18 protein-coding genes are annotated in these 25,557 nt (G+C 64.3%); 5 read left to right on the top strand and 13 right to left on the bottom strand.

Features of this window, described 5'->3' with window-relative positions; translation table 11 throughout:
* Positions 1–2 precede the first annotated feature (2 nt).
* The 5 genes from KP003_RS20780 to KP003_RS20760 form a co-directional block, all read right to left on the bottom strand.
* The gene (locus KP003_RS20780) at positions 3–662 is read right to left on the bottom strand and encodes a Crp/Fnr family transcriptional regulator (protein ID WP_216496995.1); all 660 of its coding nucleotides are present in this window, start codon (positions 660–662) and stop codon (positions 3–5) included.
* Between the two features lie 129 nt (positions 663–791).
* Positions 792–1,526: a LamG domain-containing protein gene (locus tag KP003_RS20775; RefSeq protein WP_216496996.1), complete on the bottom strand. Its 735-nt coding sequence runs from the start codon at positions 1,524–1,526 to the stop codon at positions 792–794.
* Positions 1,527–1,684: 158 nt separating this feature from the next.
* Positions 1,685–2,917, bottom strand: a complete 1,233-nt coding sequence (locus KP003_RS20770; protein ID WP_216496997.1) for a hypothetical protein — start codon at positions 2,915–2,917, stop codon at positions 1,685–1,687.
* A gap of 49 nt (positions 2,918–2,966) precedes the next feature.
* Positions 2,967–4,325 carry a sensor histidine kinase gene (locus tag KP003_RS20765; protein WP_216496998.1) on the bottom strand — a complete coding sequence of 453 codons (1,359 nt, stop codon included), beginning with the start codon at positions 4,323–4,325 and terminating at the stop codon, positions 2,967–2,969.
* On the bottom strand, positions 4,322–5,002 hold the full coding sequence (locus KP003_RS20760; protein WP_216496999.1) for a response regulator transcription factor: 681 nt from the start codon (positions 5,000–5,002) through the stop codon (positions 4,322–4,324). The genes KP003_RS20765 and KP003_RS20760 overlap by 4 nt, the downstream gene beginning before the upstream one ends.
* A 343-nt stretch (positions 5,003–5,345) precedes the next feature.
* Here KP003_RS20760 and KP003_RS20755 point away from each other — a divergent pair, with 343 nt between their 5' ends.
* Positions 5,346–7,073, top strand: a complete 1,728-nt coding sequence (locus KP003_RS20755; protein WP_216497000.1) for a response regulator — start codon at positions 5,346–5,348, stop codon at positions 7,071–7,073.
* 337 nt (positions 7,074–7,410) lie between these two features.
* Positions 7,411–8,892, top strand: a complete 1,482-nt coding sequence (locus tag KP003_RS20750; protein ID WP_216497001.1) for a TolC family protein — start codon at positions 7,411–7,413, stop codon at positions 8,890–8,892.
* Between the two features lie 93 nt (positions 8,893–8,985).
* On the opposite strand, the gene KP003_RS20745 is transcribed toward KP003_RS20750, so the two are convergent.
* From KP003_RS20745 to KP003_RS20725, 5 genes are all read right to left on the bottom strand, one after another.
* A complete protein-coding gene (locus tag KP003_RS20745; RefSeq protein ID WP_216497002.1) occupies positions 8,986–10,974 on the bottom strand; it encodes a preprotein translocase subunit SecA in 1,989 nt (662 codons plus the stop codon).
* A complete protein-coding gene (locus tag KP003_RS20740) occupies positions 10,967–13,114 on the bottom strand; it encodes a peptidase M50 (RefSeq protein ID WP_216497003.1) in 2,148 nt (715 codons plus the stop codon). Before KP003_RS20740 ends, KP003_RS20745 begins: the two co-directional genes overlap by 8 nt.
* Positions 13,115–13,122: 8 nt before the next feature.
* Entirely contained in the window at positions 13,123–15,021 is a 1,899-nt protein-coding gene (locus tag KP003_RS20735) for a GAF domain-containing protein (RefSeq protein ID WP_216497004.1), read from the bottom strand.
* A 4-nt stretch (positions 15,022–15,025) separates the two neighbouring features.
* Entirely contained in the window at positions 15,026–15,352 is a 327-nt protein-coding gene (locus tag KP003_RS20730) for a DUF3467 domain-containing protein (RefSeq protein ID WP_216497005.1), read from the bottom strand.
* Positions 15,353–15,507: 155 nt separating this feature from the next.
* Positions 15,508–17,508: a matrixin family metalloprotease gene (locus KP003_RS20725; protein WP_239027676.1), complete on the bottom strand. Its 2,001-nt coding sequence runs from the start codon at positions 17,506–17,508 to the stop codon at positions 15,508–15,510.
* 386 nt (positions 17,509–17,894) lie between these two features.
* Here KP003_RS20725 and KP003_RS20720 point away from each other — a divergent pair, with 386 nt between their 5' ends.
* The gene (locus tag KP003_RS20720) at positions 17,895–18,518 is read left to right on the top strand and encodes an efflux RND transporter periplasmic adaptor subunit (RefSeq protein ID WP_217300197.1); all 624 of its coding nucleotides are present in this window, start codon (positions 17,895–17,897) and stop codon (positions 18,516–18,518) included.
* A gap of 137 nt (positions 18,519–18,655) precedes the next feature.
* Here the strand turns inward: KP003_RS20720 and dcd are convergent, their stop codons facing one another.
* From dcd to glmU, 3 genes are all read right to left on the bottom strand, one after another.
* Entirely contained in the window at positions 18,656–19,174 is a 519-nt protein-coding gene (gene dcd, locus KP003_RS20715; RefSeq protein ID WP_216497008.1) for a dCTP deaminase, read from the bottom strand.
* A 226-nt stretch (positions 19,175–19,400) separates the two neighbouring features.
* Positions 19,401–21,230: a glutamine--fructose-6-phosphate transaminase (isomerizing) gene (gene glmS / locus KP003_RS20710; RefSeq protein ID WP_216497009.1), complete on the bottom strand. Its 1,830-nt coding sequence runs from the start codon at positions 21,228–21,230 to the stop codon at positions 19,401–19,403.
* Positions 21,231–21,316: 86 nt separating this feature from the next.
* Complete coding sequence (gene glmU, locus KP003_RS20705; protein WP_216497010.1) at positions 21,317–22,690, bottom strand: bifunctional UDP-N-acetylglucosamine diphosphorylase/glucosamine-1-phosphate N-acetyltransferase GlmU; 1,374 nt, start codon at positions 22,688–22,690, stop codon at positions 21,317–21,319.
* Between the two features lie 154 nt (positions 22,691–22,844).
* Here glmU and KP003_RS20700 point away from each other — a divergent pair, with 154 nt between their 5' ends.
* The gene (locus KP003_RS20700) at positions 22,845–23,402 is read left to right on the top strand and encodes an MXAN_5187 C-terminal domain-containing protein (protein WP_216497011.1); all 558 of its coding nucleotides are present in this window, start codon (positions 22,845–22,847) and stop codon (positions 23,400–23,402) included.
* Positions 23,399–25,258, top strand: coding sequence for a B12-binding domain-containing radical SAM protein (locus KP003_RS20695; RefSeq protein ID WP_216497012.1), 1,860 nt, complete (start codon positions 23,399–23,401; stop codon positions 25,256–25,258). Before KP003_RS20700 ends, KP003_RS20695 begins: the two co-directional genes overlap by 4 nt.
* The last annotated feature ends 299 nt before the right edge of the window (positions 25,259–25,557 follow it).

The raw sequence follows: 25,557 nt of genomic DNA, 5'->3' as shown, positions 1-25,557 counted from the left end.
CGTTACGGGGTTTCCTTCAACGTCTTAAACGCGGCGAGGTCCTTGATGAGGAGGGTCTTGCGGTCGATCTTCACAAGGAGGTCGGTCTTGATGAAGTCGTTGATGATCTGCGAGATGGTCTGGCGCGTGGTGCCGACCAGGAGGGCGATATCTTCGGTACCGAGGCCCAACTGCACCACGGTCCCTTCCGGGGTCATCCGTCCCCTGTCGGCCGCCGCCCCGAGCAGGAAGTCCACCAGGCGCAGCCGGACGTCCTTGAAGGCGAGCCCCTCGATGGTCTGGATGGAGTTCTGCAGCAGCTCGCCGAGCACCTTGACCATGGTGAGCGAAAGCTCCGGGCGGCGGGCGAGCGCCCGCCCGAAAGTCGCGGTGCTGCAGACCAGGATCTCCGTCCCCTCCAGGGCCTGCACGAAAGCGGGGGTATGGGTGCTGAAGACATCGCCCCTTTCCAGCAGCGCGAGCGTGAATTCCTTGTCCTCGTAGGCGAGGTAGATGCGGAGCCGGCCGCTTCTCACCACGAACACGAGGTTCTTCTCCTCGAAGGGGGAATAGACGAGGGTCTTTTTGGCGTAGTGGCGCGGGGTAAAGTTGGCCTGGAAGTCGGGGTCGGCGTGGAATAGTGCGAGGAGGTCTGCGTCGGAAAGCTTCATCTTGTTCGGCATCGATATCTCCTCCAGGAGAGTTACCGGCGCATTATGAAGCAGGTGGTGCGCAAAAGGCAAGGTGGGCAGCGCCGGCGATGCGTATACACCGGCGCCGCCACCTCAGCCTTCCAACAGCCATGCGGCAGGTCATTTTTCCGAGACGGTGAACTTGTCGAAGAAAACGTAGGAATCGGCCTTCGACCATAGACCGATGCGGCCGTTGACCGGTTCGGTCCAGGCCTGGTCCACATACTTGACCCCGTCCAGGTATCCCAGGATCCTTTTCCCTTCCAGCACCAGTTTGAGATCGTGCCACTGGCCGGACGGGACCGGCACCTTGCCGGCCCACTGCACCGTGGCGCGCCGTCCCTGCTCCATCCGGAACAGGACCAGGTTGTCCTCCAGCGCGTTGGCGCGCAACAACAGGTAATCGCCGTTGGGCTTGATATCGAAGGCAATCCCCGCGGCCTGGTCTATCCTGCCGCTCACCCCCTTGAAGGCCACCTCGATGCTCCCGCCACGGAAGCTTTTCACGTCGTTGCAGACCGACAGCGGAAAGTAACGGTAGCGCTCCAGCCCGGCCAGGAATTCCGCGGAACCCGCTCCGTAGAGCGCCTTCGCCTTGCCTGCGCCCCCCGGAGCCATTACACCCTGCTCCCAGTTCCGACCATCCACCGCGTAGACGGGGCGGGAGCCGTCCCGGTCAACGTGCCACGTCCCGACCAGTGCGCTGAAACTCCGCGCCTCGGCTCCCGGTGCCTCCCTGGCAAAACCGATCTGCTGCGCCCCCTTGGCCAGGGCCGGTAACGCCGCCGCGACCATTGCCAGCGCCGCCACCACACACATCACGATCTTCCTGCCGCTTCTCTTTACCTGGCTCATCTTTCAGCACTCCTGCCGGCACTCATGCGTTGCCGTCGTTTTTCGGCGCGCCCAGCAACCTGCCCAGGCGTCCTCCCCCCGGAGGGGGGAGGGGCGGTGGAACACGCGCGGCGTCGCTGACAATCGACCGTTTACAGCGGGTATTGCTCCTCAGCTCGTCAGCTCTTCTTGATCTTCAATACCAGGGTGGCCCCGTTCATGTCGGTCTGATCGTCGGTGAAGGAGCGGTTGTTGTAACGGTTCAGGTCGTAGATCAGACGCGCTTTCACGGTGTAATCGCCGGAAGGGAGTGCGGGTGTCCAGGTGAGGATGCGCTCCTCGCCGGCCCTGATGATCGCCTCGTGCGGCCCCTGCGCATCGGCCTGGCTCGCCGCCACCGCATCGGGCCGCTTCTTGTCCTCTTCCAGGAACTTCCTGTCGTCCGGCCGGGGACCGTAGGAGGGGGCGAACATCCATTCCCTGGTCGCCACCGGCTTGCCCATCGGGTCCAGGACCGTGATGTTCAGGTACACGGCGCGACGGTTGGAGCCGGTCGGAACCGAGTGCCCGGCGCCGATGTTGATCAGGTGGAAGGCGAGATCAGGTTTACCCTCGGTCGGCTGGCTGATCACCATGCTGAGCGCGCTCGCCAGACGCTGCTGGGAACGCCCGCCGGTCCACAGGTGCCGCGCCACGGGGCGCTCGGGGTTGTCGAACTCCTCGGCAACCTTACGCATGGTACGCGGCATGTGGCAGTCCTGGCACTGCTGCTTGCCCAGCCCCGGCTTGAAGAAGTCCTCGCGCCACTCAAGGAAGGTCTGGGTCTGCTTGCCGACCGCCCGCTTGCCCATGCTGTGGCAGTAGGCGCACATGGCCGAGGTCTGAATGGCGGGATCGGCCACCGTCTGGTGCGGTGCGGTGACGGCATGGGCGGAACGGATCTTCCCTTCCGGTGTGAGGTGGCAGCTCGCACAGGTGATGCCGACTGCCTCCTTCTCCTTGCCGCGCGCCTTGGGCTTGGTCATCTCGACCACGTTGATGTCGGGGATGGCAAATGGCTCCGGGTAGTGGCAAGCGTTGCAGGAGCGTCCCTCCTCCTCTGCCTCCCGGGCATGCACCGGGTACCGTTCGGCCCCGGCGAAGGCGTGGGCGGTAGCCGTTGCCGAAACCCCTGCCGGCATCGGTATCGCCTCCCCTTCCTTCTGAGGGATGGTGGTCGGCTGGTAGTGCAGGTCGCTGCCAAAACCGAAGGCGAACTCGCGGTAAATGGCCTTGTGGCAACCGCCGCAGGTCTCGGAGGGCGTGGCGGTTCCCTGCGGGAAGTCCATCCCCCCCGCGGCAGCGGCCAGCGCCGCACCGGCCAACAGCATGACAATGGCTCCCGTGCATCCTGATACGATGGCTCTCTTCATTTTTCCTCCGTAGCGGCTGCGCCGCCTTTTTTACCCCGTCCAGGGTGATTTATACCAGCGGGAACAGAATGGTGAACCTGCAGCCCTGCCCCGCCTCGCTCTCCAATTGGATCCTGCCGCCGTTGAGCTCCACCGCCTGCCGCGTGATGGCAAGGCCGAGCCCCGCCCCCCCCTGCTCGCGCGATCGTCCGGGGTCGGCACGGTAGAAGCGGTCGAAGATCAGCTCCTGGTGCTCCCTCGCTATCCCCGGCCCCTGATCCTGCACCTCGAGGGCGGCTTCGCCCCGCTCCGTCCGGTACACGCGCAGGTCGATGCGTCCCGGCGGCGAGTACTTCACCGCGTTGTCCAGCAGGTTGATCAGCGCCTGGCGCAGCATCTCCGGGTTCACCATGGCGCAGACCCCAGCTCCTGCCTCCAGCTCGATCACCTGCCCCTTTTCCTCCGCCAGTACGCCGATCATGTCCACGGCATCCGCCGCCATCTCGGCGAGGTCCACCCGCACCCGTGTCACCGTGAGCCCCCCCGCGTCGCCGCGGCTCAAGGTCAGCAGGCAGTCTACCAGCTTGGTGAGCCGGTCGGTCTCCTCCAGCATGCTGGCGATCACCTCGCGACAGCCGGCGGCGTCCAGTTCCCGCTGCAGCCCAACCTCCCCCACGCTCCTGAGGGCGGTGAGCGGCGTGCGCAGTTCGTGGGAAGCATCAGCGCTAAAGCGTCGTAACCTCTCGAAGGAATCCTCCAGCCGCGCGAAGGTGCCGTTCAGCATCTGCGCCAGGCGGCCGAACTCGTCGCCGGGATTGTCCACGGGGAGCCGCTCGGACAGCCGCTCCGCCGTGATGGCGCCCGCCAGCGCCGTGATCTCCTCAATCGGGTTGAGCACCCGACCCGCCAGGAAGTAGCCGCCCGCTACCGCCAGCACCACGGCTATGGGAATGCCGAAGAGCAGGATCATCCCGATGCTTTCCAGGCTCGTTCTCAGTGTCTGTTCGCTCTCGGCTACGGCGACCACCCGACTCTGCCCCGCCCCCGGCAAGACGACGCTCCTGATCCGGAAGGCCTGCCCGCTGTGCGAGCGCCAGGAGCGTCCCGGGCCGTGCGGCAGCCCCGCCAGCGCCTTTTCCAGCACCTCCCGGCTCCAGCCCGGGGTCTCCGCGACCACCTCGTTTCCCTGGCTTACCTGGAAAAATTCCACTGAGCCGTGCTGCGCCAGCTCGTTGATTTCAAAGGGTTCCTCGCGCAGCACCCGGCTCACCGTCGCGAGGTCGCGTTCCAGTTGCGCATCCACCTCGCGCAGCAGGCTGGAGCGGACGAAGAGATAGATACCCAGCGCGAAGGCAACGACGATGGCGGCAAGTGCCGCGGCGTACCAGATGGCCAAGCGCACCCGTATGCTGCGCGGCCTGAGGGTCATTCCCCTTCCTCCATGGTGAAACCGAGTCCTCGGACCGTCTTGAGCAGCTTGCGCTCGAACGGGCCGTCCACCTTGCGCCTGAGCCGCGCGATGTGCACGTCGATCACGTTGTCGAGCGGGGTCGAACGCTCCTTCACCTGCCAGACGTCCCGCGACAGCATCTCCCGGGTCACCACGTTGCCCCGGTTGCGCAGAAGGTACTCAAGAAGCTGGAATTCCTTCACGGTCAGATCGATCCCCTCGCCGTCGCGTTTCACCTTCCGCCCCACCAAGTCCATCTCCAGCCCCCCCAGCGAAAGCTGCACCTGGGCCTCCTTCTTTTCCCGGCGCAGTATGAGCCGGATGCGGGCCAGGAGCTCCGGAAAGGCAAACGGCTTCACCAGGTACTCGTCCGCGCCGCTATCCAACCCCAGCACGCGGTCCTCGATCGAGTCGCGTGCGGTCAGGATCAGCACCGGCGTATCGAAGCCGCGCTTTCTCATGGTGGTGAGGATCTCCAGCCCGTCGCGCCCGGGGAGCATCAGGTCGAGGAGCACCAGGTCGAAGGCACCGGCGCTCAGCTGGAAGAAACCTTCTTCACCGCTGTAGGCCACGCTGACCCGGTACTGCTCGGCCTCCAGCCCGGCCTTGAGGGCATCGGCCACCTTCTTCTCGTCCTCTATCACCAACACGTGCATGTGCACCTCTTGAAGTGTTTGCAGTATCTGCCAAATCCTGTGTCGCGCTCAACTGAAGTTGTTCTGACAAAGAAGTCAGAATTGCTGTCAGAGTTCTCCCCACAATGAGCTCGTCTGCCCGTGAGGCAACAGCAGAAGTTAAGCACCCCAAACGCAATATGCAACGGCCGCCACGAGGATTGAACGGCCGGAAAAGAGAAACTGATGCACCATGACGGCTCCTTTTGCACCTGCGCCGCCGCTGCGGGCAGGAAACAGGGCTGATTCCATCCAATCAGTTGCTTGTGGCAGTCGCCATTTTTGTTAATATCCACCAATGTGCTTTCTTGACCGGGAGATCTGCATGGGCGCGGGACGAGACATACTGATCGTCGACGACAACGAGGTGGTGACCGATGTCCTGGTCGACCTGTTCCGCAAGGAAGGGTACGACAGCGCAGGTGTCGCCAGCGGCGAGGAATGCCTGGAAGAGCTGCGCCGGGCAGGCTACAAGCTGGTCATGCTGGACGTGCGCCTCCCGGGCATCGGCGGCATAGAGGTCCTGCGCGCCATCGCGGACGACCATCCCTGGACCGATGTGATCATCATGACCAGTCACGTGTCGCTGGAGACCGCGGTCCAGGCCCTGCGGCTGGGAGCCCAGGACTACCTGTTCAAGCCCTTCGACGACCTCGAGATGGTAGTGGCCACGGTGAACAGGGCCCTGGAGCGCCGCCGCCTGCTGGAGGCGCACGACCACCTGGTGCGCACTCTGACCGAGCTCGCCATCGAAAACACCCGCATCATGGCGGAACTGCGCTCGGCGAACAGCGACCTGGAGGAAAAGGTCGCCCAGCGCACCGCGGAGATCTCCAAGGCGAACCTGCAGCAAAAGGCGATCATCGCCGAACTCAGGGAGGCCAAGGAGGCGGCCGAGGCGGCCAACCGCGCGAAGTCGCAGTTTCTCGCCAACATGAGCCACGAGATCCGCACCCCGATGAACGGCGTGCTGGGGATGGCTGAACTGCTGCTGCACACCGAGCTGAACCAGAAACAGCGTGGCTACGTCGAGATGCTGCACCAGTCGGGCGAGTCGCTTTTGGGCATCATCAACGACATCCTCAACATCTCCAAGATCGAGGCGGGGAAGCTGGAGATCGAGAAAATCCCCTTCGACCTGCACGAGACGGTGCGGGGGGCCGTGGAGCTGTACCACGAGGTGGGGCGCCGCAAGGGGGTGGCGGTGGAGCTGCATATCGCCGCCGACGTCCCCCGCCGCGCCCTGGGTGACCCGAACCGCCTGCGCCAGGTGCTGCTCAACATCGTCAACAACGGCCTGAAGTTCACCGAGAAGGGTTCCGTTCAGGTCAGGGCTTCCCTGGTCGAGAAAAGCGGCAACGGCCACTACGTCGGCTTCGAGGTGAGGGACACCGGCATCGGCATCCCCCCCGAGGCCATGCCGACCATCTTCGAACTGTTCACCCAGGTCGACGGTTCGACGACCCGCAAGTACGGGGGAACCGGTCTCGGGTTGGCCATAGCCAAGCAACTGGTGGAATTGATGGGGGGAGAAATCGGGGTGGAAAGCGAGCCGGGGCGCGGTTCCGTGTTCACCTTCATCGTCTACCTGCACGCCCCCCCCGAGGCCGCGACCGAGGACGAGGACCTTCCTATAGAGCTGGAGAACCCGTTGGAGGATCCCCCCTGCCAAGCGCGGTTCGACGCGCGCGTGCTCCTGGCCGAGGATAACCCGGTCAACTGCGAGGTGGCCCACGCCATGATGACCGCCCTGGGCTGCCAGGTGGACGTGGCCCAGAACGGGAGCCAGGCGGTATCGGCCCTGGCGCGCAAGGCCTACGACCTGGTTTTCATGGACTGCCAGATGCCGGAGCTGGACGGCTACGAGGCCACCCGCGCCATCAGGGAGCAGGAGCGCGGCTCCGGCAGGCACACGCCTATCATCGCGCTCACCGCCCATGCCATGGCCGGATCGCGTGAATGCTGCCTGAGCGCCGGCATGGACGACTTTCTCAGCAAGCCCTTCAACCTGGCACAGCTCCAGGAACTGATCGAAAGGTGGACCACGACGTAAGCAGTTTCCCCACGAAGCGCCACACCTCAAAGACAAATCCCCCCTGTCCCCCCTTCGCAAAGGGGGGAACGTATTGGCTTTACCCTGATCTCCCGGCACGCCGCCCCCCCTCGGGGTCTCCAGCCAGACCCTTTAAGAAAACAGTTCTCTGACTACTCACCATCTTGCCGTAATTTATATCCATCTATGGTCTGACTCAGAGGCGGCCCTGATACAGTTGATTATTTTGCTATGTCAGTTACATCCGCTTCAGATTCAGTAGTTATGTGATACGCTCCTTATATCTCGTAGTTGCCCATCCTCTCCTCTACGCGTCCGGGGCAGAAGGAGCATCTGCATGAATGTGCCGGCCCTGGTGACTGCAGCAGCCCTCGCGCTGATCCCGTGCGAGGCGTGGGCGGAGGTTGTCGATCTCACGTTGAAACAGGCGGTCAGGCTGGGGGTCGAACAGAACCTGGCCCTGAAGGCGGAACTGTACAACGCCGCCATAGCGCAGGCAGAGGTGCGCAAGACCCGCGGCATCTACAATACCGGGCTCACCCTGGGCGCGTCGTGGCAGGATTCGGACACCTTTCCCGTCAGCACCGGCGGGCCCAGCAGGCAAAAGACCCTGAAGCTCCTCACCGGCATCAATCGGCTGGTCCCCACCGGCGGCACCTTCGGTTTTCAGTTCAACAACTACTACAACGAGACCGACTACAGCTCCTCCACCTATCCCCGTTACTGGCAGAGCGAGGTCACCTTCGCCCTTAATCAGCCGCTATTGAGAAACCTGGGACCGCAGGTGACCAACCTGAATATCGTGGTCGCTGAGCAGGCGCGGGAAGGGGCGGTGAAACGCGTGGCCGGCAGGATCCAGAACCTGGTGGCGCAGATCCGCATCGAGTATTTCAAGCTGCACAGCCTGCGCGAGGACCTGCGGTCGCGGGAGGTGTCGCTGGGGCTGTCCCGCAGGGTGCTCGGGGAGATCGAGGAACGGGTCAAGGCCGGCGTGCTCCCGCCGATGGAGATCCTGAACGCGAAGTACGGGGTGGCTGCGCGCGAGAAGGAGGTCATCGACGCGGACAAGGCGCTGCGGGACCAGGTCGACCTCCTGCGTCAGATCCTGCAGATGCCTCCCGGCGAGATCAACGCGGTCGACGCTCCCGACCTGACCAGGGTCACGGCGGACGAGGCCGAAGGGATCCGGCGGGCGCTTGCCCTGCGGCCGGAACTGGACGAGGCGAAGCTGCAGATCGAGAGCGCCGAGACGCAGCGCCGGGGGGCGAGGAACAAGACCCTGCCCGGCCTGAACCTGTACGGTACCTGGACCTACGGCGGCATGGGGGAGCAGTACAACCAGGATATGAACCGGCTGGTTCGCGCTGACACTCCGGTCTGGACCGCCGGGCTGCAGTTCGAGTACCCGTTGGGCAACGATGCCGCCGAGGCGGAGTACGTGAAGAGCAGGCTGCGGCTGGACCAGTCGAAGACCCAGTTGAACAACCTGAATTCGCTGGTGGTGACCGACGTGCGTTCCGCGCTGCGGGCCATGGATGCCAGTTTCAAGCAGCTCGATGTGACGGCCAGGGAGAAGGAGTTCGCCGAGGAGCGGCTCTCCGCCTACATCTCCAAGTCCGAGGTTGGCCTGGCGACCGCCCGCGACGTCCTGGACGTGGAGAACGACCTGGCGCGGGCGCGCAGCAACCAGATCAAGGCGCAGGTGAACTACGTCACCGCCGTGACGCAGTATCTGCAGGCAACCGGCGAGCTGCTGGAGCGGGAGGGGATAACGGTGAACGGGAGGACGGTCGAAGAGCTGTTGGCGGGCAAACACTGAGTCCCTCTCCCGTCAAGGAAGAGGGAGCGATGGGAATAATGGGAACGTAGAACGTAGAACGTAGAACGTAGAACGTAGAACGTAGAACGGGTTTTATTCCCCTTTGCCCGAAAACGCCATGCTCTTCTCGCTCTGCTCGTCGAACCGGAGCAGCTCGCTTCTCAGGTGGAAGTGGGCGTTCTGCATCCAGCGCTGCACTTCGTCGGAGAAAAGCCGGGCCACCACCCGCCCCAACACGCCTTCGCCCCCGCAACGACAGGCCACCACACCCACCAGGGTCTTGCTCCTCCTGGAGAAAATCTCGTCCTCGAAGGAAACCAGCGCCTCGTAACTCCCCGGATCCCCCTGCCTGCCGCAGCGGCCGAAAAGCTGGCGGTCTATCCTCTTGGCATCGTGCAACTCCGTCGCTATTACGTGCAGCCCCCCCAGCTCCTTCACTCCCGGCCCCAGATGGATGTCGGTGCCGCGCCCGGCCATGTTGGTGGCGACGGTCACCTTCCCGGCGTTCCCCGCCTCGGCGATGATCTGCGCCTCGTTTTCGTCCTGCCTCGCGTTCAGCACCACGTGCTGCACACCCGCCCGCCAGAGCCTGCGACTCACTTCCTCCGAGGCCGCCACGGTCTTGGTCCCGATCAGCACCGGCCTCCCGCTTTGGTGCAGCTCCCGCACCCGCTCACCCAGGGCTCGCCACTTCTCCTCGAGGCTCTTGTAGTAGCGGAAGGGGAGCGCCGTCCTGATCAGCGGCTTGTTGGTGCCTACCCTGACCACGTTGAGCCTGTACACGGACCAGAGTTCGCCGGCAACCTCGCGGGCGGTCCCGGTCATGCCGGCGAGAAAGCAGTAGCGGCGGAAGAAGCGCTGGTAACTGATCTTGGCGATGGTCTCGTTGCGCGGCGAGATGGCCAATCCCTCCTTCGCCTCGATCAGCTGGTGCAGCCCGAGCTCCCAGGAGCGGTCCGCCATGACCCGGCCGGTGTACTCGTCGATGATCTTCACCTTGCCGTCGTGCACCAGGTAGTCGCGGTCCAGCTTGAAAAGGTGCAACGCCGAGAGCGCCTGGGTGATCAGCTGCTCGCGGCGACGCGCCCCCTGCCACGCGCTCCCCAAGACGGCGGCGAGAAGGGCGATCAGCCCCTTGCCGTCCTCGGTCAGCTCCAGGGTCCTCTTGCCGTGGTCGATGGTGAAGTGCGCCCCCTCCTCGAACCGGGCGGCGGTCTCGATGGCGTTGTGGTAGAGCTCCTCGCCGTCCGAGACCTCGGCCCCGGGACCGGAGATGATCAGCGGCGTTCTCGCCTCGTCGATCAGCACGCTGTCCGCCTCGTCCACGATGGCGAAGGGAAGCCCGCGCATGAGCAGCGACGCCTGCCCCCCCTTGCCGCACAGCCGCCGCACCGAAAGCTGGATCGCTCCGGGGCGGCTCCCGAGCGCAATGCGGTCCTTCAGGTAGTCGAAAACCACTTCCTTGTTGGTGCAATAGGCGATGTCGCAGGCGTAAGTCTCGCGGCGCGCCGCCGGGCTCATCCCGGAGACGATGGTGCCGACGGACAGGCCGAGGAAATCGTAGATGGGGCGGGTGATCCCCGCGTCTCGCCGGGCCAGGTAGTCGTTCACGGTGATGACGTGCACCGGGATCCCGGCCAGCGCCGCGGTGCATGCGGCGAGGGTGGCGGTGAGTGTCTTCCCCTCGCCGGTCTCCATCTCGGCCACCATGCCGAGCAAAAGCACGAAGCCTCCCATTACCTGCACCGGGTAATGCCGCATGCCCACGCGCCGGGACGCCACCTCGCGCACCAGGGCGAAGGCGCGGACCACGAGGTCGCGGCGCAACCCCGCACGGCGCAGCTGCGGCTTCAAGGTCCGGGCGACGGCGGCAAGTTCGCGATCATCCAGAAGGCGCATGGACTCGCCGGCCTGCTCCACCCGCCCGGCCAGGCGCCGCAAGAGTGAGGGGCGCACCGTCGCCGCCAGGGGAAGCCTCCCAAGGCCGGCGCGGAGGGCGTGTTCCAGGCGTGACTCGGTCAGGAGGTTCTCCGGGTAGCGGCCGTGCAGGCGCGCGGGTGGGAAAAGGCTCAGGTCAAACATCGAAGCGCCTCATGAACAGCCGCCGTACCGACCGGTAGCACTGGCTTGCCAGCGGCTCGGGCTGGAAGTTGAAGCGGACATAGACCCGCTCGTTCACGCTCACCTCGTTGAGCGCCAGCGGGAGCCGGAGGTCGAGCTGGAAGGTCCTCTCGAAGGTCTTCACCTGGTCGCGGTCGCTGGGATCGGTGGGGAGCCGCCCCCCCCCGGCGCTCCCCAGGGAGGTGGAAGGGAGACGCTCCAGCCCCGCCGGGGTCTCGCGCAGCAGCGTCGCCGGGATGCTCCGGTCCAGCCGGCGCGACAGGCGCACCTCGATGGAGAGGCTGCGGGTGTGGATCAGGTCGAGGTCCGCCTGGGTCACCACCACCCGCACCGTCGGGCGGTCCCCCTGCAGCACGAAGCCGACCACCTCCCCCTTTTGCAGGTGGCGCCCCGGGAGGTCGCTGTCGCGCTGCAGGACCAGCTTACCCGCCACCGGGCTCACCACCTTGAGCCGCGCCAACTGCTCGTCGACCCAGGCTATCCGCTCGCGCACCGGGACCATCTCCTCGGCGGTGATGCGGGCCTTGAGCCGGTCGGTGAAGAGCTCGGAGTCGCGTCGCGCCTTGAGCAGGGCGAGCTGCGCCGCCAGGACCTTGCGTTCCGCCTCCAGTTCGGGATCGTCGCTCTCCAAAAGCGTCTCGCCCCGTCGCACCACGCTTCCCGGCAGCACGCTCACCTTCCGGATCAGCCCGCCGGCACCGGCCCGGAGCACCGACTCCTCGGGGACCCAGACCACCCCCTGCGCCCGGCTCCAGCAGGGGAAAGGAAGGGCGCAGAAAAGCGCGACGAGGAGGGCGACCGGGGCCGCGGCGGTGCACGCCGCGCGCAGGCGCCGCTCGTACAGGGCGGGGTTGAAGCAGATGAAGTAGATCGCCTTCCCCAGCGGGAGGGCCACCATGGAAACGAGCGCCCACCCCCCCAGGATCACCCCGATGAAGAAGAACTTCTGCGAGATGAAGAGGACGATGCCGAGGTAGACGAAGATGCGGTAGACAAACGATGTCCCGAAGTAGGCGAGGAGCCAGAACGGTTCTCCGGGGGCCAGGTGCGGCGCCTCCAGCTTCTTCAGGCCGAACAGGTGATGCTGCACCAGGTACGCCGCGTAGCGCTGCCCGCGCTGCCCGAGGTTCGGGATGGCCAGCAGGTCGGAGAGGATGTAGTAGCCGTCGTAGCGTAGAAGGGGGTTGCCGTTGAAGAAGATGGTGGATACGCCGCCGATGAACATGGCGTTGAACAAGGCGGAGCGCAACAACCCCGGCTCGACGCAGAGCCAGAGCATGAGCGCCAGCGAGGCTATGAAGAGCTCTGCCATGATCCCCGCGGCGCTCACCATGGCGCGCCGCCCCCGCTGCGGGAAGGCCGAGGCGGCCGAGGCGTCGACGTAGGGGACCGGGATCAGCACGAGGAGCATGATCCCCACCTCGTGCACCTCGCCACCCCATCTCTTCACGGCGAGCGCGTGCCCGATCTCGTGGCAGAACTTGACCAGGGGGTACACCGCCCAGAGGAGCGCGATGTTGTGCATGGAGAGCACCCGGTCCAGCACGTCGTGCGAGAGTTCGGCCCGGTGCCCGAAGGCGAGCGCCGCCCCCGCGAGCACGACGGCAAGCCAGATGACGCCGCTCACCGGGCTGAAGATGGCGCGGGAGAGCGGCTGCAGCAGGTTCAGGAGCCGGTCCGGGTCGAAGATCGGGAAGCGCCAGGAAAGGGGCGACAGGAGCGTCTGGCGCAGCTTCCCCTGGCGCAGGTTCTCGCCGCGCTGGAACAGCTCCCGGGTGTCGGGCTGTATGTCGCACAAGAGTACGTCCGCCGAGTGGAGCTGCGCCAGCAGCCGGAGCAGGTCGTCCTGGGTGGGCGCATCGTCCCCGAAGGAATCGACGGAGAACTTCCAGAGGTCCTCGACGCTCCGCTTGCCATCCATGAGCCCGATGACGTGGTAGACCACCGGGCTGAAACGGTAGAGCTGGCCGGTGACGTGGTTCTGCAGTACGAACCACACCTCGCCCCGGTACTCGTGCCGATGCAACTGGGCATGGCGGCGCAGGCGGGGCTGCAGCCGGCAGATGCGGTACCACGATGAGCTGAAAAGCTGTTGGGTCATCTCGTCACCTACGGGAGCCAGGACCACGCCCAAAGGCGCAGCCAGTCGACCATCTCATGGGTCCAGATCCAGAAGAGCAGGCGCCTCTCCACGAAGATCTTGCCCACCCCTTCCATGCCCGGCCTGATCCTGGCGCTCAGGCGGTCCAGGGACGCCTCGACCAGGAACTGGTTCTTCCCTTCCACGGTCATGGCGATGGGGGTGATCTTCCTGACCGTGATCGGGAAATCGCTGTCGGGAAGGGAATTGAGCACCAGCATGCCCCGCTGTCCCAGCTTCAGGTCGGAGACGCGCTGCTCGTCCACGTACAGCCTGACCCGGTAATCCTGCAGCGGCGCCACCTCGAAGAGGACCTTGTTCCGGTCGACCGGCGCGCCCAGCGACTGGCTGAGATCACCCGACAAGACGACCGCGTCGAAGGGGGCGGTGAGGCGCGAGCGGCCGAGCTGCTCGTCCAGGAGCTTCAGCTGGGTCCGCGCCTGTTCCAGTTGCTGCTTCAACACCCGCATCTGCACCGTGTCGCCGTTGGCCAGCGCCTCGCGGTACTGGCGGGAGTACTGTTCGGAAAGGCTGTAGGTCTTCAGGCGTTCCAGGCGTTTCTCGCGGTCGTCCAGGCGGGCCAGGGGCGCTCCCTTGCGCACGACGTCGCCCGGCCGGGCCGGCGCCTCGGCGATAAACCCGTCGTAGGGTGCGGTAATGGCGCGCACCAGCGATCCTTCCATCGTGGTACGCGCCGAAATCCGGTAGTCGCCTTTGGCTACGCAGAAAAAGGCGACCAGCGCAAGGAGCAGCACGAAGGCGGTCTTGTAGACCAGGTGCCCCCGCCCGAACAGCTTCCCCAACTGGTCGCCGGCGGCGATCGCCGCATGCACGAGGACCGGACGGTCCAGCCGCAACTTCTCCTCAAGGATCGGCCCCACCACCGCTGCCACCACCTCGCAGAACTCGATCTCGTGGGGTGTGAAGGGAGATGACAGCGGACGCTCCAACGTGATGGCACCCAGTCCCCTCCCCTGGGAATCGAAGAAGGGGACGGTGCAGATGGCGCGCTCACCCTCGCCTGCGGAAAGTTCCCCGTGCACCCGGCAGACCACGGGGCCTCCCCCGTTTGGCGCGGGAAGGGCGACGGAGCGTTCCTGGTCCAGGCTCTCGTCCATGGCGGAGGCGACGGCACGCACCTGGTTCATGCGCTCCTTGAACTGGGCGCTGTGGGAGAGCGCCCGCACCTTGACGTGGCGCCCCTTGACGAAGCCGACACTCACCCGGTCGGCCGTAAGGCGAGTGGCGAGGAGGGTGGCGAAGGAAGAGGCGGCCGCGCTGAAGCGGGGTTCCTCCAGCACCCCCGCCACGAACTCGAGGGCGCCGGATACGCGCTCGTTGGCTTGACGGGCCAGTTGTATCTCGCGCTTGAGCATCCGGCTCTCGATCCAGGAGGTGCCCCACTGCAGCTGGCGCATGGCAACCTGGAGCGCGTCACCGCTGCGCTGCGTGACGCGCAGCGCCATGACCCCGAAGATGCGCTCCGCGCTCAGCACCGGGAAGGCGATGCAGAGCAGGGGCTCGGTGTTGAGCGGCCCGACCGCCTCGCCGCCGTCGCGGATCACCACCCCCTTGCGCTCCTTGGCCGCTCGCTCGATGACGGCGGTGTGCTTCATGGTTTCGGCGCCGCTGGCGGGCCAGACGGCGACCGGGACGAAGGGGGCGTCTTCCCCCTGGGAGAGGACCACGACCCCGGTCCTCACGCCGGAGATGATCTTCGACATGAGCTGCAGCCACGCGCTGCAGAACTCGATGTCGGATGCCTCGTCCACGAGGTAGGACCAAAGCGACGGGTCGCTGTAGGCGGCCCAGCTCTCGTCGCCGTGAGGACGGGCGGGATGCACTGAAGGAAAAGGTGTGTCGGGCATGGCACTATTTCTCCGTGGTCTGGACCGCGTGGCCGAGGCTCAGCTCGCCGAAGCGCGCCTCGTACTGGCCGACCACGTGTTCCAGGAGCTTGCAGAGCCGCTTCGCCGCGTAGGGGCTGAGGATGATCCGGTTGCCGAGTTTCACGGTGACCTCCTGCTGCCCCGCGTAGAGGGTCTGGTTGGTCCCGAACAGCAGGGTCACCTCCTCGCGGGTGCTGGTCACGTTGCAGACGTTGGCGTAGCTCGTCCCCATGGCGCTGTCATCCCACTTGACGACCGGGACGTTGGTTCCGGTTCCGGCGGTTTCGTCCTTCTTGTCCTTGTCAGCCATAACCCCTCCTATTCAAATTTCTGATCGGCGACAATCTCCCTCTGGTCCCCTCTCCCTGTGGGAGAGGGGATGGTGGACGCGGCGGAAGATGATGCCCAATCAGTTTCCAAGCAGAAAGCTTCTAAAAGCTCTGTTCCCCGGATTCCCGGTTAGACCTACAGGTTGACCACCCAACCCGGCAGCCCCGCCGGATGTTTCGGGCTCCGGGTCCAGTCGACCACCGGCGCGCCCGCATGCTTCCCGGTGAGTTCCGCCGCCGGGACGAACCTGCCGCTGTTCTCGTCATAGAGGAGCGCCTCGTACTGGTAACCCGCCACCGACGCCGTCTCGCGTTCGCCGGCGTCCAGGGTCGGGGCCATCACGGCATCGTCACCGGTGAGCAGATGCGGGACGCCCAGGACGTGCCCCACCTCGTGGACCACAACGGTCAAGAGGTCCATGTTGCCGGCGGCCGCGCTGTCGCTCCGGGCCACCAAGTCGCCACTGTCGTTTCTGACGAACTCGGCGCTCTCCTCGGGGGTGCCGTCCACGAACCAGCCGTAGCCTGCCGCATCACGGTCGAGGCAGATGGTGTCGCCCACCCGCTGGGCCAGGGTGAGGCCGTCCAGGTCCGCCACCACGAACTTCAGGTTCTGCAGCCCGGCAACCGCCTGCTCGTCCAACTGCAGGGCGATTTTCCAGTACTCGATCGCCACCGGGATGATGGGCGCCAAGCTATCGGCGGTGAGAACGTCGCCGCCACCCACCTGTGCCGCATCGGCAGGTGCCGCCGCCATCATGGCCTGGACCTTGGTGAAGGCCGGGTCGTCGGTCTTGACGGTGAAGCTGTCGAAGTAGCCGGCGGCGCCTTGGGCGAAGAGCCCCATCTTACCGTCGACGGAGAGGGCATTGAAGGTGTAGCCGAGCACCGCCTGGGTGTCGACGGTGACGCTCACCGTGGTCCCCTTGATGGTGACGCCCAGGGTATGGTCGCCGGCGGTCAGGGTCCGGGAGATCCTGGTATCGATGACCAGGTTCCCCTTCTGCACGTGGCCGATAACCACTTCCTTGGTGGTCGCGTTGTAGGCGGCGAACTTATAGTTGTCCGTGCCGTAGGCATCGAACACCACACCCGCCGTGCCGGTGGAATGGAGCTTGGTTTCAAGGACCAGCACCGAGGAGGGGCTGATGGAGAAGGTGCCGGCCGGGACACCCGCCGCCTGGCTCAGGTCGATGAAGTTCACCGCCGGGGCTGTGGTCGGGGTGGCCGTAAAGTAGCCGCCGGAAGTGGTCCAGCTCCCGGTCCGCTGTTCGGTGAAGAGGCTCGGGGCGGCGTCAAAGTTTTCCATACCGGTGTAGGTGAAGACCGGCGCCAGTTTCTGCACCGCGACGTTGTCGAAGTACCCCTTGGCCCCCACGCTCCCCATGCCGATCATGCCGTAGTTGAGGCCGAAGCTCATGCCGTCGACGACGCGGGCCGCGAAGGCGTAGCTGAACAGCTTGGTGTTGTCCAGAAGCAGCGTCGCCGTGGTGCCGTTCACCGCCACCATGAGGTTGTAGGTGCTGTTCGGCTTCACCTGCAGCGGGGTCTGGGCGTCCACCACCCAACCGGAGGAGGTGCGGTGCCCCATCTCGAACTTGTTGGTCGAGATGTTCACGCCGGCAAACTTGTAGTCGGTCGGGCTCACGTAGTCGAAGATGATGTAGGCGTTCGCCTTCCAACCGGCGGTCGGTTTGTCCGCCTTGAGGGTCGCGAGCACCTCGTAGTAGTTGGGGAGGTACTGGCCGACATCGTAGACCGCCACCGCGTCGGTGGCGCTGCTGGTCGCCTCGACCCTGAGGCTGCCGTTGACCACGCTCCACTTGCCGCTGTCGGCGAAGAAGGCCTGGGTGCTGCCGTTGTTGAAGTCGGAGCTCCTGATCACGTCGCGCTTGCCGCCCGGGATGTTGCCGGCCTGGATGTCGCGCGGCGCGCCGGTCTGGTCCTGCCAGGCCGGATCCTGCTGCCGTACCATGCCCAGTTCCGCGTAGGGCTCGCCCTGGCGGGCGGTATCGCTGACGCCCTGGACCAGGGTCTGGTCGAAACCGTCGCTCTTCGCGAGCGCCAGCAGGTATTCGGGGAGTTGCGGCTGCAGGGTGCGGCTCACCGTCGCCAGGCCGAAGGGGGCGAACGGCACCAAAGGCAATGGGGAGCCCGGGATGAGTTCAGGGTGAACTCCACCAATTGGTAATAGAGCATCTTCTGTGCCAATGGTTGGTCGACCGGGCACCTGCCCAAAACTGATTCAAACCACATGAGTTTTAATTGAATTGGATCAAATATGTCCCATTGTCTTGTAAAGAATAACGACACAGACATGGCAAGGATATCGACAGTATCAGTGAGAGCCCATGAGCATCAGTTGACAGCACTGCAACTGCACCCATAATTGCTGGGTCCGTTGCTATCCCAAACCGAGGAACGGCTATGACACTGTTTCCCATTTTACCTGCTGTCGTGATTGTTCTGGCCACTGTCGCAACCGCTCTGCCGCAGGATTTGGACTGCTACTTGGCCCCTTACATGACAGTCAACGTGGGAAGCGAGGTTATCGGCGTGCTCGCCGAGGTGCCGGTCGACCGCGGGGATTACGTCAAGAAGGGGGAGGTCATCGCCCGCCTGGACTCCAAGGTGGAGCAGCAGACCAAGGAGCTCAAGCGGGAGCGGCTCGAATACCTGGCCCGGGAACAGGAGCACAAGAAGCAGCTTTTCAAGAAGGGGATCATCTCTTCGCAGGAGATCGACGAGGCCGAGACGGCCGTGAAGGTGGCGCAGCGCGAGTACGACGAAGCGGTCCAGTTCCTGGCCCGGCGCACCATCAGGACCACAGTGGACGGGGTCGTGGTGCAGCGGTTCCTTTCGCCGGGAGAGCGGGTCGAGGAGAAACCCATCATGAAGCTGGCACAGATCGACCCGATCAACGCCGAGATCTACGTTCCGGCCGCGCAACTGCGCAGTATCAAGGTGGGTGACAAGGCGTTCATACGCCCGGAGCCGCCGGGGAAGGGAGAATACCGGGGTGTGGTCAAGGTCATCGACCCGGTGGTCGACGCGGGAGGGATGTACGGGGTCCGGGTGGAGGTGAAAAACCCGAAACACCAACTACCGGCGGGGCTTAAGTGCCAGGTCCGGTTCGCCGGGAAGTGACCCGGAACCGTGTGTGTCGATTCTCTTAACAGCTTGAAAAACCTGGGAAAAAAGAATCGGCTGTTTCCATTATTCCCTTCTTTTGCCCCGAGACCCGGTTCCCGTTTCGATCCTGCGACTGCGCGGGCGCGCATTGGTCACGGTTTGACCTGGTCGACGAACCGTCCCTTATATTTCGCAGCTCCCAGGCAGCGCTCGAAGACGAACTGGCAGATTCTCGTCCCGGGATAAAGCGCCAGGGTCTTGTGCCCCAGGTTAACGATTTCCAGCACCTGCTGGTTTGAAATGCCCGGCTGCATGAAGCCGGCGGTGACGTGGACCGCCAACCCGAAGCGGGCGAAACGGCTCCTCCCCTCCAGCCACCCCGCCATGGTCTCGGACAGGGTGATCCTCTCCCTGGTGATGCCCAGGATCATCTCGCAGGGGGCTATGGTTATGTAGTCTCCATCCGCGACCGACACGGCTTCGGTGACATCGGCAAAGTCAGATTCGTTGTGTACGTGACACACCCCCGTCTCTTTCTTGAAGATCCTGAATTCGTTGCCCAAGGTGAGATCAACCGACCCCGGGCCTACCTGTGAATCCTGCAAAGGGTCGATGCTTATCTCCCCTCGATTGATGGCATCCCATATTTCACGACCTACCAGAACGGTCATATCTCCACCTCGCTAGTCTTTTGATGATGCTGAGATCGGTTTTGGTCCCGCTCTTATAGTGTACTAGGTAAGTTGATTCACGCTCGCGCCGATTTCTATGGCCATCTCTTTGCCGACAAGCCGGGTGGATAGTGTGGAAACGTGAAGACCCCGGCGCCTTTCGGCGGCCGGGGTCTTTTGGTCAGGTGAAATTGGCTATGTCGTCTGGCCCGGCGTGCGAATCGGTTTATTCGACCGTGACGCTCTTGGCCAGGTTGCGGGGCTGGTCGACGTCGGTCCCTTTCAGGACGGCGACGTGATAGGCCAAAAGCTGCATTGGGATCGAGATGATGATCGGCATGACTTCCTCGCCGTCCTCCGGGATCTCCAGCGCGACCTCGACCTTGCCGGCGACCTCGGCGTCACCCTTGGAGCAGACCGCAATGACGCGGCCGCCGCGGGCGATGACTTCTTCCATGTTGGAGAAGACCTTGTCGTAGGTCGCTCCCTTCGGCACCAGCACCACGACCGGCATGTGCTCGTCGATGAGGGCGATGGGACCGTGCTTCATCTCGCCGGCGGCGTACCCCTCGGCGTGGATGTAGGAGATTTCCTTCAGCTTCAGCGCGCCCTCAAGGGCGATGGGGTAGTTCATTCCGCGCCCAAGGTAGAGGAAATCGCGGGCGGAGATGTAATTTCTCGCAACCTTTTCCACCTGCTCGTTCAGCTTGAGGGCCTCTTCCATGAGTCCCGGAACGCGCACGATGGCGGAGATGAGCTTTCTCCCCTGCTCCTGGTCCATCTTGCCGCGGGAGCGCCCCAGGCGGATGGTGAACAGGTAGAGGGCGATCAACTGCGTCACGAAGGCCTTGGTGGAGGCGACACCGATTTCGGGACCGGCGTGGGTATAGATGACGCCGTCGGCCTCGCGGGCGATGGAGGAGTCGACCACGTTGCAGATGGCGACGCAGGTACCGCCGCGGCGCTTGGATTCGCGCATGGCGGCCAGGGTGTCGGCGGTCTCACCGGACTGGGAGATCAGCATCACCAGGGTGTTCTCGTCCACCACGGGGTTGCGGTAGCGGAACTCGGAGGCGATGTCCACTTCGACCGGAACGCGGCAGTACTCCTCGATCAGGAATTTCCCGACCAGCGCCGCATGCCAGGAGGTGCCGCAGGCGATGATGCAGATGCGGTTAACCTTCTGCAGTTGCGCGTCGCTGAGGGAAAGGTCCTCGAGGTAGACGTCCCCCTGCTCCTCCCGGAGCCGTCCGGCGATGGTGTCGCGCACGGCGCGGGGCTGCTCGAAGATCTCCTTGAGCATGAAGTGCTTGTAGCCCCCCTTCTCCGCCATGTGCGGCGACCAGTCGATGTGGCGCGGGGTCTTCTCCAGCTTTTCGCCGTTGACGTTGCTGAACTCGGCGCTTCCCCCCTTGAACACCACCATCTCGCCGTCCTCCATGAAGATCATGGAGCGGGTGTGGGACAGGATCGCGGGGATGTCGGAGGCGACGTAGAACTCGCCGTCCCCGAGCCCGACCACCATGGGGGCGCCGTGCTTGGCCGCGATCAGCTGGTCCGGCTCGCTCTCGCTCACGATGCAGATGGCGTAGGCCCCTTTAAGGATGCTCAACGCCTGGCGCACCGCGGCCTCGAAGCTGCCGCATTCCTTCATCTTCTGGTCGATCAGGTGCGCGATGACCTCGGTGTCGGTCTCGCTCTTGAAGACATGCCCCTGCGCCTTGAGCCCCTCACGCAGCTGCAGGTAGTTCTCGATGATGCCGTTGTGCACCACGACGATGGGGCCGGCCTGGTGCGGGTGGGCGTTGATCTCTGAGGGACGGCCGTGGGTGGCCCACCGGGTATGTCCGATGCCGACGGTGCCGAGCACGGGGCTGGAGGCGAGGAGCTTCTCCAGGTTGGAAAGCTTTCCCTCGCTGCGACGGATGCTCGCCTTGCCGTCGCTCATGGTGCAGATACCGGCGGAATCGTAGCCACGATATTCGAGCTTTCTCAACCCTTCAATAATGATGGAGGTGGCTTCCTGCCGCCCGGTGAATCCAACGATACCGCACATGTATGACTCCGTTTAATCTATTTGTTAATTAACAATGGGGCAGGCCCAGACGGTACAGGATAGCATCTCGGCCAGGTCCGCAACAGTTATTTTTTCCTGAGCGTCCACCCTTCCTTGTTCACCTGGGGGGAGCGGGCGATGGCCAGGGAATCGGCGGGGACGTCCTTGGTGACCGTGGTGCCTGCCGCGATCAGGGCATTCCTCCCCACCGTGACCGGGGCCACCAGTTGCACGTCGCTCCCGACGAAGACGCCGTCCTCGATGACGGTCTTGTGCTTTCTGACCCCGTCGTAGTTGCAGGTGATGGTACCGCAGCCGATGTTGACGTCGCGGCCGATGGTGGCGTCACCCAGGTAGGTGAGATGCGAGGCCTTGGACCCCACTCCCATGAAGGCCTTCTTGGTCTCGACGAAGTTGCCGATCTTCACCTGCGCCGAAAGCTCGGTGCCGGGGCGCAGGTGGGCCATCGGCCCGATGGCCGCCTCGGGGCCGACCAGGGAATCCTCCAGCACGCTCCCCGCCTTGACCACTACGTCGTCGGCGATCCGGCACCCCTCGATCAGCGCGTTCTGGCCGATCTTGCAGCGCTCGCCGATCACCGTGTTCCCCTTGATGACGGCGCCCGGGTAGACCACGCTGTCGCGGCCGATCTTGACCCCGCGGTCGATGTAGACCACGGAGGGATCGATCATGGTCACGCCGGAGAGCATCAGCTCCCGGTTGATGCGCTGGCGCAGCACCGCCGCCGCGTCGGCCATCTGGACGCGGTCGTTCACGCCGGAGATCTCCAGGGGGTCGGCAACCTGGTAGCTGCGGCAGGCAAGCCCACGGGCGTTGGCCTGGCACACAACGTCGGTGAGGTAGTACTCCTTCTGGGCGTTGTTGTTCTCGAGCCGGGCAACCGCCTCCGCGAGGAAGCCACGGTCGACACAGTAAACGCCGGCATTCACCTCCCGGATCAGGCGCTCCGCTTCGCTCGCATCCTTCTGCTCGGTGATGGCGACCACCTTGCCGTCCGCATCCTTGACGATCCGGCCGTAGCCGAAGGGGTCATCCAGCGTCGCGGTCATGACCGTCACGCATGCCTTGCTCTGCTGGTGGGCGTCGAGCATGCCGCGCAGGCTGTCCGCGGTGAGCAGCGGGGTGTCGCCGCAGAGGATGAGCACGGTCTCGGCATCCTCTTCGATCTCGGGCATGGCGCAGCGCACGGCATGTCCGGTGCCGAGCTGCTCGGCCTGCAGCGCGAACCCAACCTCGGTGCGCCCGGCAAAGTAATCCCGCACCTTTTCCTGCTGGTGCCCCACCACCAGGACGCAACGCTCCACTCCTGCGGCGAAGGCGGCGGCGACCGGCCATTCAATCATCGGCGGGCCGGCCACCGGGTGCATCACCTTGACCAGGTCCGACTTCATCCTGGTTCCCATGCCGGCTGCCAGCACTATTGCAGATATCTTGTTCATCGTAGTCCCCCTTGCCGCTGAGCAAATTGTTCTTTATTAACAATAATGCCTGGTGAGGTCAAGCTGTTTCACTCCCGCTATTCGCGCAACCTATGTGCTTTTTATCGTTTACTAAACCGTAACTTACCGTTATAGTCCTGCAGTGGAGGTTTGAATGGGTGTCGCCGAGGACATAGCCAAGCTGGAGCTTGACCTGCGCGAACTTGTCATCAAGTACGAACAGTACTTCTTCGGAATCGAGAAGAGGGAGCCGTTGCGGCTGCTCGACGCGGTGGAACGGGCCGTCAGACGCTACCAGAACGTCAGCATCCCGAACACCAGCCAGAGGTTCAAGTACGATTCACTGGTCGCCACGCTGAGCGTGCACAAGCAGAAGTGGACCCGCACCAACCGTCTGATCGAAGAGGGGAAGTTCCAGAGGGACCGCTTCAGGATGTCTCTGCACCAGGCCGAAAAGGCCGAGAAGCCAAGCAAGTCCACCCCCACGCCCGCCTCCCCCGAAGCCCAGGTGGAATCCGTCTTCCAGCAGTACGTCAACGCGCGCCTGGCCTGCAACCTCCCTGTGGACAATGTCACCAGGGAGAAAGTCGCCGAGGCGATCAACCGGCAAAAGCCCGTCCTGATGCAGAAGTACGGTTGCCGCGACGTCGATTTCGTCGTGGTGATCGAGGGCGGCAAGCCCTCCCTGAAGGCCCGCCCCAAGACTACATGAAAATAGCCCTTATTGCCATCCATCCCCACCCTTCCCCGCAAGCGGTGCCGCTGGCCTGCGCTTATTTGCAGGAAGCGCTCCTCGCCGACCAGACGCTGAAGGGGTCGCTCCAGACCACCATCGCCGAGTTCTTCCTGCACGACGACGCCGCCACCTGCGCCCGGGGAATCGCCGTGAACGCGCCCGACCTGGTCGCCTTCTCCGTCTACGTCTGGAGCCGCGACCACGCCGTAGCCGTGGCCAGGGAGTTGCGCTCGCTTCTTCCCGGCGCCGTCCTTTGCGCCGGAGGCGCCGAGCCGACCGCCAACCCGGCGGGTCTGCTCAATGAGGGAGTCTTCGACTTCCTGGTGCGAGGCGAGGGCGAAGGGGCACTGGTGCAGGCGGTCCGGCTGCTGTCCGCGGGTGGGACACCTGCGGGGGTTCCGGGTATCGTGCTGCCGGGAGAGCCGGCGGCGACCCTTCCCCCGCCGCTGGACCTCGACTCGGTCCCGTCCCCGTACCTGTCCGGACGGCTCGACCCGACCATCCCCGGCGGTGCGCTCTGGCAGCTCTCGCGCGGCTGTGACTTCGCCTGCTCCTTCTGCTTCGACCACAAGGGAAGCGGCGGGGTGCGCCGCTTCTCCATGGAGCGCATCGAGGCTGAACTCCGCCTGTTCGCGCGGCTCCAGGTCCCCCAGATCTTCGTGCTCGACTCGACCTTCAACAAGGACCCCAAGAGGGCGAAGGAGATCCTGCGCCTGATCCGGAAGACGGCCCCCGGGATCCACTTCCACTTCGAGGTGCGCAGCGAGTTCATCGACGCCGAGATGGCGGAACTATTCGCCTCGATCACCTGCTCGCTGCAGATCGGCCTGCAGAGTGCCGACGCCGCCGTCCTGCGCGCCGTCGGTCGCGGCTTCGACCGGGAGGACTTCGTCAACCGCGCTTTTCTTTTGAACCAAAGCGGCGCCATCTTCGGCTTCGACCTGATCTACGGGCTCCCCGGCGACACGCCCGAGCTGTTCCGCTCTTCGCTCGATTTCGCCCTCTCGCTCTACCCGAACCACTTGGACATCTTTCCCCTGGCCGTGCTCCCCGGGACGAGGCTCTACGGCAAGGCGCAAACGCTCGGGCTGCGGCACCTGGCGGACCCGCCGTACACGGTCTACGCCACCGCCGGCTACACCCTGGAGCAGTTGGACCAAACCGGCCGTCTCGCCGCCGCCTGTGACGTCTTTTACAGCCGGGGCAAGGCGGTCGCCTGGTTCAACTCGGTCGTCGCCCCCCTCAAGCTGACCCCGAGCGCCTTCCTGTCCGCCTTCGCCGCCTTCTTGGGGGAGCGCGGGGAGGCGGACATCGCCGAGGAGGAGATCTGGGGGCTGCAGAGAAGCTTCCTGGAGAGGATCTTCAAGCAAAGGAAGAAAGCCAAGCTGCTGCCGCTGGCGCTCGACCTCGCGGACTACCACCACCACTACGCCGCGGCGCTGATGGCCACCCCTCCGGAGCCCCCCTCACCGAAACAACTTAGCCTGCTCGACCCGCTCAAGCAGCCGCTGGTGCTCGCCGCCAGCACCACCCTGGCGCGCTTCAGCTACGAGGTACTCGAGATCCTGGACGCGGGCGAGCCTGACCTGGCCGAATTCTCCGCCTGCTTCAACGCGACGGGTTCCTGCGCCCTCATTTACCCCGCGCACGGCGAGGTTTGCACCGAGTCGGTCTCCCCTCCCTATTTCGAGCTGCTGCAGGCACTGGACGGAAAGCAAACCGCACAGGCCCTCTGCCGCAGGATCCGCCTCTCCGTGGACGAGGCCCGCGAGTTCCTGGAATTCGCCCTCGCTGAAGGCATCGTGCAGCTGGCCTCCGCCCGCCAGGTTTAATTGGATCCTTTTACTCCGCTTTGATTTCCCGCCCCGCCCACACCGCCGCCGGATCCGTATACACAATATCTATATTCAACCGGCACTCATTTACCCGCCTCTTCATTCTGTCGATTTAATAAAAATTTCAGCACCAACAGTTGCCGTTCGTCTTTTACAGTAACGTCAAACCGGGCATTTAACCAATTTCTATTAGCAGTACACAATAATTACTGTGTCGTTATCGTTCGTGACAGACAATCCGGCAAAACAGCGTTAGCAAAGTTGTATCCTGCTTATTAATTGACGCTTTTTCAGTT

It is taken from the genome of Geomonas diazotrophica (assembly GCF_019063885.1).
Taxonomy (GTDB): Bacteria; Desulfobacterota; Desulfuromonadia; order Geobacterales; family Geobacteraceae; genus Geomonas; species Geomonas diazotrophica.
This window is presented reverse-complemented; position numbering and strand designations above follow the sequence as displayed.

Coding starts and splice junctions, on each gene's coding strand:
- KP003_RS20780 (WP_216496995.1), bottom strand. CDS start 662: ATGCCGAACAAGATGAAGCTTTCCGACGCAGACCTCCTCGCACTATTC.
- KP003_RS20775 (WP_216496996.1), bottom strand. CDS start 1,526: ATGAGCCAGGTAAAGAGAAGCGGCAGGAAGATCGTGATGTGTGTGGTG.
- KP003_RS20770 (WP_216496997.1), bottom strand. CDS start 2,917: ATGAAGAGAGCCATCGTATCAGGATGCACGGGAGCCATTGTCATGCTG.
- KP003_RS20765 (WP_216496998.1), bottom strand. CDS start 4,325: ATGACCCTCAGGCCGCGCAGCATACGGGTGCGCTTGGCCATCTGGTAC.
- KP003_RS20760 (WP_216496999.1), bottom strand. CDS start 5,002: ATGCACGTGTTGGTGATAGAGGACGAGAAGAAGGTGGCCGATGCCCTC.
- KP003_RS20755 (WP_216497000.1), top strand. CDS start 5,346: ATGGGCGCGGGACGAGACATACTGATCGTCGACGACAACGAGGTGGTG.
- KP003_RS20750 (WP_216497001.1), top strand. CDS start 7,411: ATGAATGTGCCGGCCCTGGTGACTGCAGCAGCCCTCGCGCTGATCCCG.
- KP003_RS20745 (WP_216497002.1), bottom strand. CDS start 10,974: ATGTTTGACCTGAGCCTTTTCCCACCCGCGCGCCTGCACGGCCGCTAC.
- KP003_RS20740 (WP_216497003.1), bottom strand. CDS start 13,114: ATGACCCAACAGCTTTTCAGCTCATCGTGGTACCGCATCTGCCGGCTG.
- KP003_RS20735 (WP_216497004.1), bottom strand. CDS start 15,021: ATGCCCGACACACCTTTTCCTTCAGTGCATCCCGCCCGTCCTCACGGC.
- KP003_RS20730 (WP_216497005.1), bottom strand. CDS start 15,352: ATGGCTGACAAGGACAAGAAGGACGAAACCGCCGGAACCGGAACCAAC.
- KP003_RS20720 (WP_217300197.1), top strand. CDS start 17,895: ATGACAGTCAACGTGGGAAGCGAGGTTATCGGCGTGCTCGCCGAGGTG.
- dcd (WP_216497008.1), bottom strand. CDS start 19,174: ATGACCGTTCTGGTAGGTCGTGAAATATGGGATGCCATCAATCGAGGG.
- glmS (WP_216497009.1), bottom strand. CDS start 21,230: ATGTGCGGTATCGTTGGATTCACCGGGCGGCAGGAAGCCACCTCCATC.
- glmU (WP_216497010.1), bottom strand. CDS start 22,690: ATGAACAAGATATCTGCAATAGTGCTGGCAGCCGGCATGGGAACCAGG.
- KP003_RS20700 (WP_216497011.1), top strand. CDS start 22,845: ATGGGTGTCGCCGAGGACATAGCCAAGCTGGAGCTTGACCTGCGCGAA.
- KP003_RS20695 (WP_216497012.1), top strand. CDS start 23,399: ATGAAAATAGCCCTTATTGCCATCCATCCCCACCCTTCCCCGCAAGCG.